The organism is Lentzea jiangxiensis (genome assembly GCF_900104175.1).
In the GTDB taxonomy this organism is placed as follows: Bacteria; Actinomycetota; Actinomycetes; order Mycobacteriales; family Pseudonocardiaceae; genus Lentzea; species Lentzea jiangxiensis.
On the sequence record NZ_FNIX01000007.1, the window covers coordinates 46,050 to 60,413 of the forward strand.

At 70.4% G+C, this 14,364-nt stretch carries 11 protein-coding genes and 1 pseudogene; 7 read left to right on the forward strand and 5 right to left on the reverse strand.

Annotated features, from left to right (window positions below):
* The first annotated feature begins 24 nt into the window (after positions 1-24).
* The 7 genes and pseudogenes from BLQ91_RS20710 to BLQ91_RS20740 all read left to right on the forward strand — a co-directional run bounded on the left by BLQ91_RS20710 (position 25) and on the right by BLQ91_RS20740 (position 7,916).
* Positions 25-378, forward strand: a complete 354-nt coding sequence (locus BLQ91_RS20710; protein WP_245733694.1) for a GntR family transcriptional regulator — start codon at positions 25-27, stop codon at positions 376-378.
* 700 nt (positions 379-1,078) lie between these two features.
* The gene (locus BLQ91_RS20715; protein ID WP_090098819.1) at positions 1,079-2,245 is read left to right on the forward strand and encodes an acyl-CoA dehydrogenase family protein; all 1,167 of its coding nucleotides are present in this window, start codon (positions 1,079-1,081) and stop codon (positions 2,243-2,245) included.
* The gene (locus BLQ91_RS41465) at positions 2,242-4,458 is read left to right on the forward strand and encodes an acetate--CoA ligase family protein (protein WP_176959859.1); all 2,217 of its coding nucleotides are present in this window, start codon (positions 2,242-2,244) and stop codon (positions 4,456-4,458) included. The genes BLQ91_RS20715 and BLQ91_RS41465 overlap by 4 nt, the downstream gene beginning before the upstream one ends.
* A gap of 31 nt (positions 4,459-4,489) precedes the next feature.
* A complete protein-coding gene (locus BLQ91_RS20725) occupies positions 4,490-5,047 on the forward strand; it encodes a DUF4360 domain-containing protein (RefSeq protein ID WP_090098821.1) in 558 nt (185 codons plus the stop codon).
* 249 nt (positions 5,048-5,296) lie between these two features.
* Positions 5,297-6,313, forward strand: a pseudogene (gene rho, locus BLQ91_RS20730) (transcription termination factor Rho); the annotation flags it as partial.
* Positions 6,314-6,334: 21 nt separating this feature from the next.
* A complete protein-coding gene (locus BLQ91_RS20735; protein ID WP_090098825.1) occupies positions 6,335-7,468 on the forward strand; it encodes a Glu/Leu/Phe/Val dehydrogenase dimerization domain-containing protein in 1,134 nt (377 codons plus the stop codon).
* Between the two features lie 13 nt (positions 7,469-7,481).
* The gene (locus tag BLQ91_RS20740) at positions 7,482-7,916 is read left to right on the forward strand and encodes an SRPBCC family protein (protein WP_090098827.1); all 435 of its coding nucleotides are present in this window, start codon (positions 7,482-7,484) and stop codon (positions 7,914-7,916) included.
* Here the strand turns inward: BLQ91_RS20740 and BLQ91_RS20745 are convergent.
* The 5 genes from BLQ91_RS20745 to BLQ91_RS20765 are packed head-to-tail and all read right to left on the reverse strand — an operon-like array spanning position 7,913 to position 14,291.
* Positions 7,913-8,470 carry an EF-hand domain-containing protein gene (locus tag BLQ91_RS20745; RefSeq protein WP_090098829.1) on the reverse strand — a complete coding sequence of 186 codons (558 nt, stop codon included), beginning with the start codon at positions 8,468-8,470 and terminating at the stop codon, positions 7,913-7,915. The two genes, BLQ91_RS20740 and BLQ91_RS20745, sit on opposite strands and share 4 nt — an antisense overlap.
* A gap of 16 nt (positions 8,471-8,486) precedes the next feature.
* Positions 8,487-10,883 (reverse strand): ATP-binding cassette domain-containing protein, encoded by a 2,397-nt coding sequence (locus BLQ91_RS20750; RefSeq protein WP_090098831.1) that lies wholly within the window; start codon positions 10,881-10,883, stop codon positions 8,487-8,489.
* Positions 10,880-11,653 carry a GNAT family N-acetyltransferase gene (locus BLQ91_RS20755; RefSeq protein ID WP_090098833.1) on the reverse strand — a complete coding sequence of 258 codons (774 nt, stop codon included), beginning with the start codon at positions 11,651-11,653 and terminating at the stop codon, positions 10,880-10,882. Before BLQ91_RS20755 ends, BLQ91_RS20750 begins: the two co-directional genes overlap by 4 nt.
* Before the next feature lies 1 nt (position 11,654).
* Positions 11,655-12,209, reverse strand: a complete 555-nt coding sequence (locus BLQ91_RS20760; RefSeq protein ID WP_090098835.1) for an EF-hand domain-containing protein — start codon at positions 12,207-12,209, stop codon at positions 11,655-11,657.
* A gap of 21 nt (positions 12,210-12,230) precedes the next feature.
* Positions 12,231-14,291, reverse strand: a complete 2,061-nt coding sequence (locus tag BLQ91_RS20765; protein ID WP_090098837.1) for a hypothetical protein — start codon at positions 14,289-14,291, stop codon at positions 12,231-12,233.
* Between the last annotated feature and the right edge of the window lie 73 nt (positions 14,292-14,364).

The window sequence follows — 14,364 nt, forward strand, 5'->3', positions numbered from 1 at the left end:
AGCTACATGCGGGGAGGACGCGGCGTGGTGAAGATCGATCACCAGGGGGAAACACCTCCGTACGAGCAGGTCCGGGTGCACTACGCACACGCGATCTCGAACCGGGAGCTGCCGGTGGGGGCGAAGCTGCCCACGGTGCGCGCCCTGGCCAAGGACCTGGGCCTGGCGGTCAACACGGTGGCGCGCGCCTACCGCGAGCTGGAGGAAGCGGGCCTCGTGGAGACACGCGGCCGCGCCGGCACCGTGGTCAGCGCGAACGGCGACAGCAACCGGGAACGGGTCCGCGCGGCGGCGGCCCAGTACGCGGCGATGTCCGTCGAACTGGGCCTCACGCGCCAGGAGGCGCTGGAGATCGTCCGAGCCGCCCTGCACATCTGAGGCGTCACCCACCCGAGTGCATTGCGGCACCACCTGCACCTGGCCTCCGGCAAGGCCGCGTACCTCACCCGTGTGCGGCGCCGGGTCCGGGGCGAGCGCGGTGCGCGGTCAGCGGGGTTGCTCCGGGCGGGTGGTCATCGTCGGCGGGCTGCTCACTGAGCGTCAGCCAGGCGGATGTTCAGCTGTACCCGCCACGTCGTCTTCCTGCGCTCGGTTCTCGGGTCGGTGAGGAACGCTTCGTAGCGGCAGCCGAGGTCGTGGCGTGCGGACCCGTCGGGTGCCATCTGCCGGGTGGCAGCGCCGCCCGCCTCACAGCGGCTGTACGAACGTCGCCGAGTAGCTGAGCGCTGGCGTGCGGCCGGCACGCCGCCTCGCCGCCTCGCCGCAAGACGACCGAGCGCCCGCTGCCGGCCCGGCCAGAGGCCCCCCGAAGCGGCCGAGCAACGGACGCGGGAGAGGCCCCGCCCACCCAGGGGGCTGACCACCAACCTCCACCCCAACATAACGCCCGAACGCGCGTGTCAACCCACCGTTGGGCGATCTGTGGACAACTCCGCGTGGGTCTCCCCGCCCCCGGTGTCGCACCCCCGGCGACCAGCGCGTTCATCACCCGTTCGCGCTCTTCTCAGGCTCGGATCCGGAGCTAGGCTGCCCCCTGGACCGCGAGTAACTGACTCGTCAGTCAATCTAGGAGTGCGAGATGGGGCGGACCGTCCGAGACGGCCTGCGGCTCACCACCGAACAGGAACAGTTCGTCGCGCTCGCGAAGGAGTTCGCGGCCGAGGAGATCCGCCCGCGCGCCCGCGCCGTTGACGAGGCGGACACCGAGTCGCCGCTCGACGTCTGGGACAAGGCCTCGAAGCTCGGGCTGACGAGTTGCATGATCGGCGAGAGGTTCGGCGGGGGCGGCGTCACCGACCTGCTCACCCAGGTGCTGGTCCAGCAGGAGCTCTGCCACGGCGACATCGGCATCGGCAACCTGATCACGTCCAACGGTTTCTTCAGCGCGCCGGTCGAGAACCTCGGCACGCCCGAGCAGCAGGAGCGGTTCCTCGGTCCGCTGGGGACGGAGCGGCCGCCGCTCACGGCCGTCGCGGTCACCGAGCCCGGCAGCGGTTCGGACGCCGCGAGCATCCGGACGTCCGCGCGGAGGCAAGGCGACGAGTACGTCCTCAACGGACAGAAGACCTGGATCTCCAACGCCCCGTACGCTGAGATGTTCGTCATTTTCGCGACGGTCGACCCGGCGAAGCGTGCGCGTGGAGTGACCGCGTTCGTGGTGCCGCGGGACACGCCCGGGCTGTCGGTCGGACCGCCGTTCAGGAAGATGGGGCAGCGGGCGATCGTGAACGCGGAGGTGTTCCTCGACGACGTGCGCGTGCCCGTCGGCAACCGGCTGGGCGAGGAGGGGCAGGGGTTCGCCGGGCTGATGCGGACGTTCGACGCCTCGCGCATCCTCATCGGCGCCGCCACGACCGGCCTCGCCCGCGCGGCGCTCGACTTCGCGAGCGGCTATGCGCGGGAACGCGAGCAGTTCGGGGTGCCGATCATCCGGCACCAGGCGGTGGCGTTCCGGCTCGCGGACATGGCGACCCGCGTCGACACCTCGCACCTGCTGGCCGTGCGGGCGGCGACGTTGTACGACGAGGGGCACGACGTGGCGCAGGAGTCGGCGATGGCGAAGCTCGTCGGTTCCGAGAACGCCATGTGGTGCACGCATGCGGCCGTGCAGACGTTGGGCGGCAACGGGTACAGCCGCGAGTACCCCGTCGAGCGGTGGATGCGCGACGCCAAGCTCGAGGAGATCGAGGAAGGCACCTCGGACATCCAGCGGCTCATCATCTCCCGCGGCCTCGGTGCCAGATGATCTTCTCCGATCCCGCGTCCGTCGCCGTGGTCGGTGCCAGCGACGACCCCGCCAAGTGGGGTCACTGGCTCGCTCGCGGCGCTCTCGTCGGTCACGATCGCCGCGCTGTGCACCTCGTGAACCGGGGTGGGGGTGCCGTGCTGGGGCGGCCCACGGTGCGGTCGCTCTCCGAACTGGACGAGGCTCCCGAACTCGTCGTGCTCGCCGTGCCCGCGGCGCACGTGCCGGCGGTGGTGGACGAGGCGTTGGCCGTGGGGGTGCGTGGGTTCGTCGGCATCCCCTCGGGAATCGACGACCGGGTGATCGGCCGGATCCGCGAGTCGGGGGCGCGGCTGCTCGGGCCGAACTGCCTGGGGGTGTTCGACGCGGCGACGTCGTTGCACCTCGCGTGGGGTGAGTTCCAGGCTGGCTCGCTGGGTGTGGTGTCGCAGAGCGGGCAGGTGGGGCTGGAGATCGCCGGGTTCGCGGCGGCGTCGGGGATCGGGATCTCGCGGTTCGTGTCGGTCGGCAACCAGGCCGACGTGACGGCGACGGAGGCGTTGCTGGACCTGGTGTCCCACGACCTGACCACTGTCGTGGGCGTGTACCTGGAGAGTTTCGGTCCGGGGATCGTGGCGGCGATGTCGGCGCTGCGGGCGGCGGGCAAACCGGTGGTGCTGCTGACGGTCGGGTCGTCGGTCGCGGCTCAGGAAGCGGCCTTGACGCACACGGGTGCGTTGACGTCCTCTTTGGACGTCGTTGACGCCGCTTGCCGTCGTGCTTGTGCTCGCAGGGTTTCCACGCCGGCCGCTCTGGTCGACCTCGCGGCGGTGCTCACGTCCGGGGTGCCGCGCGGGGTGAGGGTCGGGGTCATCTCGGACTCCGGTGGGCAGGGTGCAATCGCGGCGGACCTCGCGGTGGCGGCCGGGCTGGTGGTCCCGACGCTGACCGCGGTGGACGGGCTGCCGGAGGGAGCGTCGCGGCGCAACCCGATCGACCTCGCGGGGGCGGGGGAACGGGATCTGGTGAACTACGCCCGTGCCGTGGAAGTGCTGGTTCGCGGGGGAGAAGTCGACTCGGTCGTGTTGTCCGGGTACTTCGGCAGCTACGGAGAGGACACGCCCTCGCTGGAGTCGGCCGAGGTCGAGGTCGCCGGGCGGATTTGTGCGCTGGCAAGGGAGACAGGCGTGCCGGTCGTGGTGCACAGCATGCGGGAGGGATCAGCGGCGGTGCGGGCGCTCAGGGCCGGCGGAGTGCCGGTGCAGCACACGATCGAGCGAGTGGTGGCTGCGCTCGGTGACGCGGCGCGGTTCGGCGTGCTTGATCAACGGTCCGGTCGTGCGGCCAGCGGCCCGGAACTGTCGGTGCCGGCTGGAAGAATGGAAGCAGGGGGACCCCCTGGAGGGGACGCCTGCGTGAGCCTGCCCGGGGCGACGGGGCCCCGCCGGGCCGGACCACAGGCCGAGCGAGCCGCTCGTGAGGCCGGGGAGGTCGAACATCAGGCCGGGCGAGCCGCTCGAAGAGCCGACCAAGCCGAGCAAGCCGCTCGACAAGCCGACCAAGCCGTGCCCTGCGAACCAGGCTATCTGGCGGCCCGCGACCTGCTGACCTTCGTCAACTTCCCGAGAGCCCACGCCGTCACGACAGCGGCCGATCTCGAGGCGACGAAGCTCCAGCCGCCGTTCGCGCTCAAAGCCGACTGGCTCGCCCACAAGAGCGAGCACGGCGGAGTGGAACTCGACCTCACCGATCCCGTCCCGGCTTTCGAAAGGATGCGGGCACGGCTGGGACCGGGCACGTACGTCCTGGAAGAGATGGACAGCAGGAGAAACACCGTCGAACTGATCATCGGTGCGCGAAGAGACCGCTCGTTCGGCCCGGTCGTGCTGGTGGGCGTAGGTGGCATCCACGCCGAACTGTTCAGGGACACCACCGTCGAGCTGGCACCCGTCACTACCGCCACGGCACGGGAGATGCTCGAACGCCTCACCTCGGCGCCGCTGCTGTCAGGCAGACGCGGTGAGCCGGAAGCAGATGTGGCCCAGCTGGCCGACGTGATCGCCAAGATGTCGGAGACGCTCGCGGCGAGGCCGGACCTGGAAGAGATCGAACTGAACCCCGTGCGGGTCGGCCCGGACGGGGTGATCGCGGTCGACGCGCTGATCATCCCCACCCGAGTCCCCGAACCACAGCAGGACGTGCTGCTCCGATTGCGTGATTGCGCGGCTCGATAGGTTTCTCCTGCGGCGACGTGAGGAGGCCCGGATGTTGGCCGTGGTGGCACTGCTGGCGTCGCTGGTACCTCCTCCCGGGCCGGTGGCGATCGAGGTGACGAGCGTCGCGGGCACGGGGTGCCCGGCCGGCACGACCACGGTGGCGATGTCCGAGGACAACCAGGCCTTCACGGTCACCTACAGCGACTTCCTGGTGCAGGGCAACGGCAGCGAGGCCAAGAAGAGCTGCACCATCGAGCTCGAGCTCCACCACGCGGCGGGTTACACGTACGGCATCGCGGCGACCGACTACCGGGGGTTCGCGCACCTCACGGACAAAGCGCGCGGCGTGGTGCGCAACAGCTACCGCTTCCCGGGGTTCCCGACGCGGCACAGCAGCCGCGAGTTCCAGGCGATGAGCGACAACTGGCACGTCACGGACACGCCGAGCGGGATCGCGCACGGGCCGTGCAAGGACCGCAAACCGTTGACCGTCGAGACCGAGCTGAAGGTCACCGGCAAGGGTCCGGGCAGCTTCCTGACGATGGACTCGACGGACTCCAGCGTGAGCAGCACCTTCCGGCTCTCGTGGAAGAAGTGCGCGGAATAGCGGGCACGCTGCGGGCGTTGTCTGCTACAGTCCGCTGGTAACGGCAGTGCGCGACCAGTCGCACATAAGCTCCGACCAGCTGCTGGACCATCTCCGGTTCGCAGCGGACAGCCCCCCGGTTTCGACAGGACCGGTGGACCCACACCTCAGATGCGGCTGCATCTGCGAGCGCTCTCCTCCCGCGTCGGAACGCGCGGAGTCGATGAAGCGCGACTTCACCCTCCTGAAAGGACAGACCCGATGCACATCGGTGTACTCGACATGCACAACAACAAGGCGTTTCTCGTTGACGGGCCGCAGGTCCCGCAGAGCCTCGTCCGGCAGCACGACCTGCGCCGCGGTGACCGGCTCAGCGGTGAGGCCGAGAACGACAAGCTCGTCAGCGTCGACACGGTCAACGGGCTCAAGCCGCACCGCCGGCCGAGGTTCGAGGACCTGACCCCGCTCTACCCCAACGAAAGGCTGCGGCTCGAGCACGACGCGGACGAGCTGACCAGCCGGACGATCGACCTGGTCATGCCGGTCGGCAAGGGGCAGAGGGCGCTGATCGTCGCACCACCCAAAGCAGGCAAGACCGTTGTGCTGCAACAGATCGCGCACGCAATGGCGAAGAACCACCCGGACGTCCACCTCATCGTCGCGCTCGTCGGCGAACGGCCGGAAGAGGTCACCGACATGCGCACGACGATCCCGGGCGAGATGTTCGCCTCCACCTTCGACGAGCACCCCGACGAGCACATCCGGATCGCCGAGCTCGCGGTGGAGCGCGCGAAGAGGCTCGTCGAGGACGGTCAGGACGTCGTCATCCTGCTCGACTCGCTGACGAGGCTGGGACGGGCCTACAACCTCGCGCAACCGAACGGCGGGCGCATCCTCAGCGGTGGCATCGACGCCAGGGCGCTGACGCCGCCCAAGCGGTTCCTCGGAGCCGCGCGCAACATCGAGAACGGCGGCAGCCTCACGATCTTCGCCACCGCGCTCGTCGAGACGGGGTCGCTGGCCGACACCGCGATCTTCGAGGAGCTCAAGAGCACCGGCAACGCCGAGTTGAAGCTCGACCGCAAGGCCGCGCAGCGCCGGGTCTACCCCGCGGTGGACCTGCACCAGTCCAGCACGCGCAAGGCGGAGCTGCTGGTGTCGCAGCAGGAGATGGCCATCACGGACACCCTGCGCCGTGCGATGGCCGAGCGCGACGTCGACGTGCTCCTCGACGGGCTGCGCAAGACGCAGAGCAACGCGGAGTTCCTCCTCCAGATGGCGAAGTGAGCACGGCATACGCTGTGCCGCATGACTTATCTCGAGGTCACGTGGAACGACCCGGCCACCGGGGCGCGTGGCTACCTCGTCATCGACCGGCTCGTGCGCGGGGTCAGCAGCGGCGGGCTGCGCATGCGTGCGGGGTGCTCGCTCGACGAGGTGCGCGGTCTCGCTGAGGGGATGACCGCCAAGGAAGCCCTCAACTACGACCCCGGGGCGCGCTACGTCCCGCTCGGCGGCGCCAAGGGCGGCATCGACTTCAACCCCTACGACGCCAGGGCGACCGACGTCCTCACGGCCTACCTGTTCGCCATGTCGCCGTACATCGAACGGTTCTGGACCATGGGGGAGGACCTCGGGCTCAGGCAGTCCACGATCGACGCGGCCATCGAGAAGATCGGGCTGCAGTCGTCCATCCAGGCGGTCTACCCGTTGCTCGACGACGAACACGAAGCGCGCCGACGACTTGCGGACGCCTTCGACGTCACCGTCGACGGCATCGGCCTGGACGAGCTCGTCGGTGGCTACGGAGTGGCCCAAGCAGCTCTCCGAGGCGTCGAACACCTCCGGATCGAGAACCCCACGGCGTTCGTGCAGGGCTTCGGCTCGATGGGCGGCGCCACGGCCCGCTACCTCGCCCGCGCGGGCGTCCGGGTCGTCGGGCTCGCCGACGTCCACGGCGTGGTGTCCAATCCGGACGGACTCGACGTGGAAACCCTCCTGCTGTCCCGGGACGCGCACGGCGGCATCGACCGGGCGCGGCTCAGGCCGGAGGACCGGCAACTCGACGGCGACCGGTGGCTGAGCGTCGAGGCGGACGTCCTCGTCCCCGCCGCCACCAGCTACGCCATCCACGAGGACAACGCCCGCGCCGTCCAGGCGAAGCTGGTCGTCGAGGCCGCCAACATGCCGGTCACGCCCGGGGCGGAGGCCAGGATCAGCGCGTTGGTCATCCCCGACGTCGTCGCCAACTCCGCCACGAACTCCTGGTGGTGGTGGACGCTCTTCGGCGACGTCGAGCCCACCGCGGAGTCGGCGTTCGCGAAGATCGGCACGACCATGCGCCGGCTCGTCGCCCGGGTCCTCGACGACGAAGCGTCACCGCGCGAGGCGGCGAGACGGATCGCGGCAGAGGCGATCGAAGAGGTCGAACGGCGGTTCTGAGTACACTCGCGCCATGCCTGGCCTGCAGCGCACAGTCACCGTCGCGGCCCCTCCCGAGCGGGTCTGGGCGGTGCTCACCGACGTCGAGCGCTGGCCCGAGCGCATCCCCACGGTCGAGTCCTTGCAGAAGCTCGACGGCGGACCGCTGGCCGTCGGTTCGCGGGCCAGGATCAAGCAGCCGAAGCTGGCCGAGGCGGTGCTGACGGTCACCGAGCTGACCGACGGCCGGTCCTTCACCTGGGAGTCGAGGTCCGGTGGCGTCACGGTCACGGCGGGGCACGTCGTCGACCCGCACCCCGGCGGCAGCCGCCTCACCCTCGCCCTGACCCTCGGCGGGCTGATGTCCGGGCTCGGCTGGCTGATGACGAGGTCGACGATCACGCGGTACGTCGAGACCGAGGCCGCCTCGATCAAGGAGGTCGCGGAGGCCCAGGCGGAGACCGCCTAGGGCAGCGGCCCGAGCAGCCACGCACCCGGCCCGTCCGGGTCCTCCGAGAAGTAGTACCCCCGCCACGCCGCCAGCAGGTCTTCGGTGCCGATGAGACCGTCGCCGTCGTGGTCCAGCCGGGCGTGCACGGCGCGTGCGTCGGCCTCGGAGACGTCCATCATCGCCTGCGACCAGCGCACGTGCTCCTCCAGGCCGAGCTGGCCGTCACCGTCGTGGTCGGCGACGGCCAGCAGCGCGTCGAGGTAGGGCACGTAGACGTCGTCGAACGCCTCGGGGCGGCCCAGCAGGCCGCGGACGAACGCCGACTTGTACTCCGCCAGGCTGATCTGCCCGTCGTCGTTCACGTCGGTCATGGCGGCCAAGTGCTCCCACACACCCAGCAACTGCTCGTACAGCCGCTTGGCGCGCTCGTCGCCGGCGTCCAGGCCGAACGCTGACGTCAGTCTCGTACACGCCAGCTCGAAGTCCGAGCGCTGCACGTGGCCGTCCTGGTCCGTGTCATACGTGGAGAACCTGTGGCTCAGCCTGCGGTCCAGGAACGGCGTGATCTTCATGTCTCTTGTCTACCCTTCACTGCTTTTTGCGACGCGCGGGGGCGCCCACGTAGTCGGCGAGGTGCTCGCCGGTCAGCGTGGAGCGGTCGGCGACGAGATCGGCGGGCGTGCCCTCGAACACCACCTTGCCACCGTCGTGACCTGCGCCGGGACCGAGGTCGATGATCCAGTCGGCGTGGGCCATCACGGCCTGGTGGTGCTCGATCACGATCACCGACTTGCCCGCCTCGACCAGGCGGTCGAGCAGCCCGAGCAGCTGTTCGACGTCGGCGAGGTGCAGACCCGTCGTCGGCTCGTCCAGGACGTAGACGCCGCCCTTGTCCGCCATGTGCGTGGCCAGCTTCAGGCGCTGCCGCTCACCGCCGGACAGCGTGGTCAGGGGCTGGCCGAGCGACAGGTAGCCGAGGCCGACGTCGTCGAGCCGTTGCAGGATCGCGTGGGCCGCGGGCGTGCGGGCGTCACCCGAGCCGAAGAACTCGACGGCCTCGGCGACGGGCATCGCGAGCACCTCGGAGATGTCGCGGCCGCCGAACTTGAACTCCAGCACGGCCCGGTCGAACCGCTTGCCCTCGCAGACGTCGCACGGGGACTCGATCGTCGCCATGATGCCGAGGTCGGTGAACACCACGCCGGCGCCGTTGCAGTTCGGGCAGGCACCCTCGGAGTTCGCGCTGAACAGCGCGGGCTTCACGCCGTTGGCCTTGGCGAACGCCTTGCGGATCGGCTCCAGCAGGCCGGTGTAGGTGGCCGGGTTCGAGCGCCGCGACCCCTTGATCGGCGTCTGGTCGACCACGATCGCGCCCGAGTCGCGCGGCATCGACTGGTGGATCAGCGACGACTTGCCCGAGCCCGCGACGCCGGTGACCACGGTCAGCACGCCGAGCGGGATGTCGACGTCCACGTCGCGCAGGTTGTTCGCCGACGCCCCGCGGATCTGGAGGACACCGGTCCGCTCCCGCACCGACGGCTTCAGCGACGCCCGGTCGTCCAGGTGGCGCCCGGTCACCGTGCCGCTGGACCGCAGCCCCTCCAGCGTCCCCTCGAAGCAGATCGTGCCGCCGCCCCGGCCCGCACCCGGACCGAGGTCGACGACGTGGTCCGCGATCGCGATCGTCTCCGGCTTGTGCTCGACGACCAGGACCGTGTTCCCCTTGTCCCGCAACCGGAGCAGGAGGTTGTTCATGCGCTGGATGTCGTGCGGGTGCAGGCCGATCGTCGGCTCGTCGAACACGTACGTCACGTCGGTCAGCGCCGACCCGAGGTGCCGGATCATCTTGACGCGCTGCGCCTCACCGCCCGACAGCGTGCCCGCGGGCCGGTTCAGCGACAGGTAGCCGAGACCGATCTCGACGAACGAGTCGAGCGTGTGCGCGAGCTTGTCGATCAGCGGGGCGACGGAGGAGTCCTCCACCCCGCGGACCCACTCCGCCAGGTCGGTGATCTGCATCTCGCACAGGTCCGCGATGGACTGGCCCTCGACCTTCGACGACCGCGCCGCCTCGGTCAGGCGGGTGCCGGCGCATTCCGGGCACGTCCCGAACGTCGCCGCGCGGTCCACGAACGCGCGGATGTGCGGTTGCAGCGCCTCGCGGTCCTTCGACAGCATCGACTTCTGCAGCTTCGGGATCAGGCCCTCGTAGGTCAGGTTGATGCCGTTGACCTTGATCTTGACCGGGTCCCGGTACAGGAAGTCGTGCAGCTCCTTCTTCGTGTACTTGCGGATCGGCTTGGCCGGGTCGACGAACCCGGACTGCGTGAACGTCTGCACCGTCCACTGGTTGTCGACGTTGTAGCCGGGCACTTTGATCGCGCCCTCAAGGATCGACTTCGACTCGTCGTAGACCTCGGTCAGGTCGATGTCGGAGACCTGGCCGCGGCCCTCGCAGCGCGGGCACATGCCGCCGGTGATGGAGAACTCGCGGCGCTCCTTGACCTTCTGCCCGCCCTTCTCGATCGTCACGGCACCCGCGCCGGAGATCGAGGCGACGTTGAACGAGAACGCCTGCGGACCGCCGATGTGCGGGGTGCCGAGGCGGCTGAACAGGATGCGCAGCATCGCGTTGACGTCGGTCGCGGTGCCGACGGTCGAGCGCGGGTCGGCGCCCATCCGCTGCTGGTCGACCAGGATCGCCGTGGTGATGCCCTCCAGCAGGTACACCTCGGGACGCGGCAGCGTCGGCATGAAGCCCTGGATGAACGCGCTGTAGGTCTCGTTGATCAGCCGCTGCGACTCCGCGGCGATCGTGCCGAACACCAGCGAGCTCTTGCCGGAACCGGAGACACCGGTGAAGACGGTCAGGCGGCGCTTCGGGATCTCGACGTCGACGTCGCGCAGGTTGTTCACGCGTGCGCCCTGCACGCGGATCAGGTCGTGGGTGTCGGCATCGTGCGGCACCGGTGCTGTCCTGCTCATGGCGCAGAACCTAACCCGCGCACTCCGCTCCCGCCTTCTTGATTGCTGATCGGATGTGGACGGATCCGGTAGTGGTAGGCGGACACCTCGCGGAATCCCGTCCTCTCGTAGAGCCGGAACGCCGTGGCGTTCTCCCTTTGCATCTGCAGGTACATGTGGTTCGCCTCCTGCGTGGCCGCCCACGTGGCCAAGGCGGCGAGCACGGACCGCGCGGCGCCTCGGCCCCGTGCGTGCCGCAGCGTCGCCATGCCGAACACGCCTGCCCACCCCTCTTCCGCGACCGCACGGCCCACGGCCACCACCTGGCCCTCGACCTGCGCGTACGCGTACGCGCTCGGGTGTTCGACCCGGCTGAGCAGGTCGCGTTCGGCGCCGACGTCCCGCGTGGTCACCGCCTGCCACGCCGTCAGCCACGCGTCGGTCGGCCGGGTGACGACCTCACCGGCGTCGGAGTGGGCCTGGCGCAGCAACTCCGCCGTCGAGGCGATCTGCAGGGACATGTCCCTGCCCCGCTCGTAGCCCCGGTCGCCCAGCCTCGCGTCCAGGTCGGCCGCGCACACGCCCGGCGTGATCTGGATCCGCACCGGTGCCCCGCGTTCGGCGCAGAACTCCTCCGCGAGCGCCACCCGGTCCTCCCGGTCGTGGGGCAGCGCGGCGCTCACCCACCAGGCGTCGCCGGGGGAGTGCCGCAGCCACCAGCCGCCCGCCTCCTCGACGTGCGCGGCCGGCTGGGCCCGCGCCGCGTGCTCCTGCAGCGTCTTGAGCAGCACGTCAGTCCAACGACCCCAGCAGCCAGTTGCCGGCCTCGGCCGGGTCCTCCGAGAAGTAGAACTCCCGGATCGCCTCCAGCAGCGCCTTGGTGGCCAGCAACCCGTCCTCGTCGGACAGCAGGTCGTGGATCCCGCGCGCGTCGCGTTCGGAGAGGTTCATGAGCGCGCCCGTCCACCGCACGTGCTCCTCGAGGGTCAGCCCGCCGTCGCCGTCGGAGTCCGCGATCGCCATCACCGCGTCCAGGAACGGCACGTAGTGCTCGTCGAACGACGTGGGCGTCTCCAGCAGCCCGTTCGCGAACGCCGTCTTGTACTCCTCGACGCTGATCCGCCCGTCGCCGTCGGTGTCGGCGACCGACGAGAGCAGCTCCCACAACCCGGCCAGCTGCGCGTGGAACCGGACCGCTTTCGGGTCGTCGGCCGCCAGCCCGAACGCCTCCGTGGTGCGCTCGCCCGCCTGTGTGAAGTCCTCGCGCTCGATGAAACCGTCGCCGTCGGTGTCGTACGTGCGGAACCGGCGGGCCAGCTTGCGCTCCAGGAAGGCGGTGATCTCCATGAGGTCCTTCTACCTCATTTGTCAGCGGCGGCCCAGCCCGGACAGCGCGGCCGCGACGACCAGCATGCCGACCACGCCGAGCAGGGCGGCCAGACCGCCGACCGCCGGTTTCGACACCGGCTGCGCGTGCGCGACCGGACGGGGAGGCGCCGGTTCGCCGGGTGGCGTGGGTCGTTCCGGCTCGGACGGCGGCGGCGCGGTCACCGAGGCGATCCGCACGACGGTGCTCTCGCTGATCGCGGTACCCGCTCCCGCGCCGGACACCGTCAGCCGGGAGTTCACCGGCGCGATGACCTGGCACGTGTAGGTGATGCGCTGGCGCGGTAGCAGCACCGGGAACACCCGGCGGCACGCGGCGGGCTCGCCCTCGACGCGGACGTCGGTGATCGGCAGGTCCGACAGGTTCGTGATCGTGATGGTCACGGTGACGACCTCGCCGTCCCGGGCGCGGTCCTTCGACCACAGCGCGCTGATCGTCAGCCGCGGGTAGACGACCTCGACCCGCGTGGACGCCGTCGCCTCGACCTTGCCGCCGATCTTGTCCGACGCCGTGACGGTGGCGGTCAGCGTGCCGCTCTCGTCGCCCGCGGGCGCCGTGCAGTCGACAGCGGAGATCGCGCCGGGGTCGAGCTGGCCCTGCATGCGCTCGCACCCCGACGCCGCGCGGGCGCTGAGGTCGTAGAGCGGGGTGTCGCCGGTGTTCGTGACGGTCGTCGTGAACTTCACGGCCTGGCCCGGCAGCGCGGTCATCGCCTCGGTCGTGGCCATCGCGCGCAACGCCGGGTGCAGCACGTCGACCGCCGACGCCTTCCGCACCGCGAGCTGGTCACCGGCGAGGCTGCTCCCGCTCACCGCGACGATGGCCTGGTAGTCGTCGTCCGCCGCCGTGGACGAGCAGGTGCGGGTCACCGTGGTGTGCGACTCGACCGTGCCGACCTGCTGGCCGCACACCGACACCCCGGCCGCGGGCGCGTCACCGGTGTTGGTGATCGTCGCGGTCTGCGTGACGGTGGTCCCGGGGTGCGCCGCGGGCTGCTCGGGCGTCACCTCCAGCGTGAGCTCGGGCAGCGGGAACGACCAGGCGACGTTCTGCACCAGGAACGCGTCGTCGGCTCTCCTGAACTCCAGTTCGGCGCTCTTGCTGCCGGGTTTGAGGACGTTCTCGCCGAGGGTGAATGTGCGCGCGTCGACGCTCATGTTGTTGAGGTGCGGTGCGCCCTGCGCGGATGACATGAACGCGTTGCGCTCGCCGACGGGGGTGCCGTTGACCAGCAGTTGGTCGCCGTCCGTGGCCCAGTCGCCCTCGTAGGCGGTCAACCCCACCCGGATCGCTCCTCCGGCGGGGTGCGTGGGCGCGATCGGGGTGGTCAGCGCCGCCTTCTTCGTGGGGAGCCGGACGTGGCCGCCGTGCACCGCGACGTGGCGCCGGGCCGGTGCCGCCGCGGTGGGGCCTTCGAACTTCCACACGACCGTCAGCGACCAGCCGCCGAAGCAGTCGAACCCCTGCGGTGCCCAGACGTTGCCCACGGTCACGGTGCCGCTGGTCAGTGCGCGGGTGACGTCGGCTTCGGCGCTGTAGAAGGCGTTGTCGGTGTGCGAGAGGTCGTCGGGGGAGTCCTGGACGAACCGGCCGGGGCTGACCCGCGTGCCGTTGAGGACGACCGGGTCGCGGGGCGAGCCGGGAGGTGCGACCGCGTCGCGGCAGGCGGCGCTGCCCGCCCAGCCGAGCTTCGCGTGGGCGACGGTGGCGCCGGGCGGGATCGCCAGCTGGGCCCCGGAGGAGTTGAACGTCGCCGGGTCGTCGTCGACGTCGGTCCAGGACATGCGGTGGCTGTTGTTCAGCGCTGACGGGCCCTGGCCCTTGCGCTCCAGCGCGTCCACGCAGGACTTCGGCGGGTACTTCGGGTTGGGCCCGGCCTGCTCGGGCGTCGGACAGCTCAGGACGGAGTTGCCGATGACCGTGACGTCCCCGTACACCGCCGCGTCGAACTGCGTGCGCCACACCTCGTCCGCGGCCACCGGCGGGCCGGGTGCCAGCAGGGGAACCAGCAGTACGACGGCGAGGAGGATCGGTGCACGCATGCCACGCCTTTCCGGGTCGGGATCGGCCCAGGTTGGCACGCTCCGCCCCGGTTGTCACCGGGCGTGGATCATG

Coding starts and splice junctions, on each gene's coding strand:
- BLQ91_RS20715 (WP_090098819.1), top strand. CDS start 1,079: ATGGGGCGGACCGTCCGAGACGGCCTGCGGCTCACCACCGAACAGGAA.
- BLQ91_RS41465 (WP_176959859.1), top strand. CDS start 2,242: ATGATCTTCTCCGATCCCGCGTCCGTCGCCGTGGTCGGTGCCAGCGAC.
- BLQ91_RS20725 (WP_090098821.1), top strand. CDS start 4,490: ATGTTGGCCGTGGTGGCACTGCTGGCGTCGCTGGTACCTCCTCCCGGG.
- BLQ91_RS20735 (WP_090098825.1), top strand. CDS start 6,335: ATGACTTATCTCGAGGTCACGTGGAACGACCCGGCCACCGGGGCGCGT.
- BLQ91_RS20740 (WP_090098827.1), top strand. CDS start 7,482: ATGCCTGGCCTGCAGCGCACAGTCACCGTCGCGGCCCCTCCCGAGCGG.
- BLQ91_RS20745 (WP_090098829.1), bottom strand. CDS start 8,470: ATGAAGATCACGCCGTTCCTGGACCGCAGGCTGAGCCACAGGTTCTCC.
- BLQ91_RS20750 (WP_090098831.1), bottom strand. CDS start 10,883: ATGAGCAGGACAGCACCGGTGCCGCACGATGCCGACACCCACGACCTG.
- BLQ91_RS20760 (WP_090098835.1), bottom strand. CDS start 12,209: ATGGAGATCACCGCCTTCCTGGAGCGCAAGCTGGCCCGCCGGTTCCGC.
- BLQ91_RS20765 (WP_090098837.1), bottom strand. CDS start 14,291: ATGCGTGCACCGATCCTCCTCGCCGTCGTACTGCTGGTTCCCCTGCTG.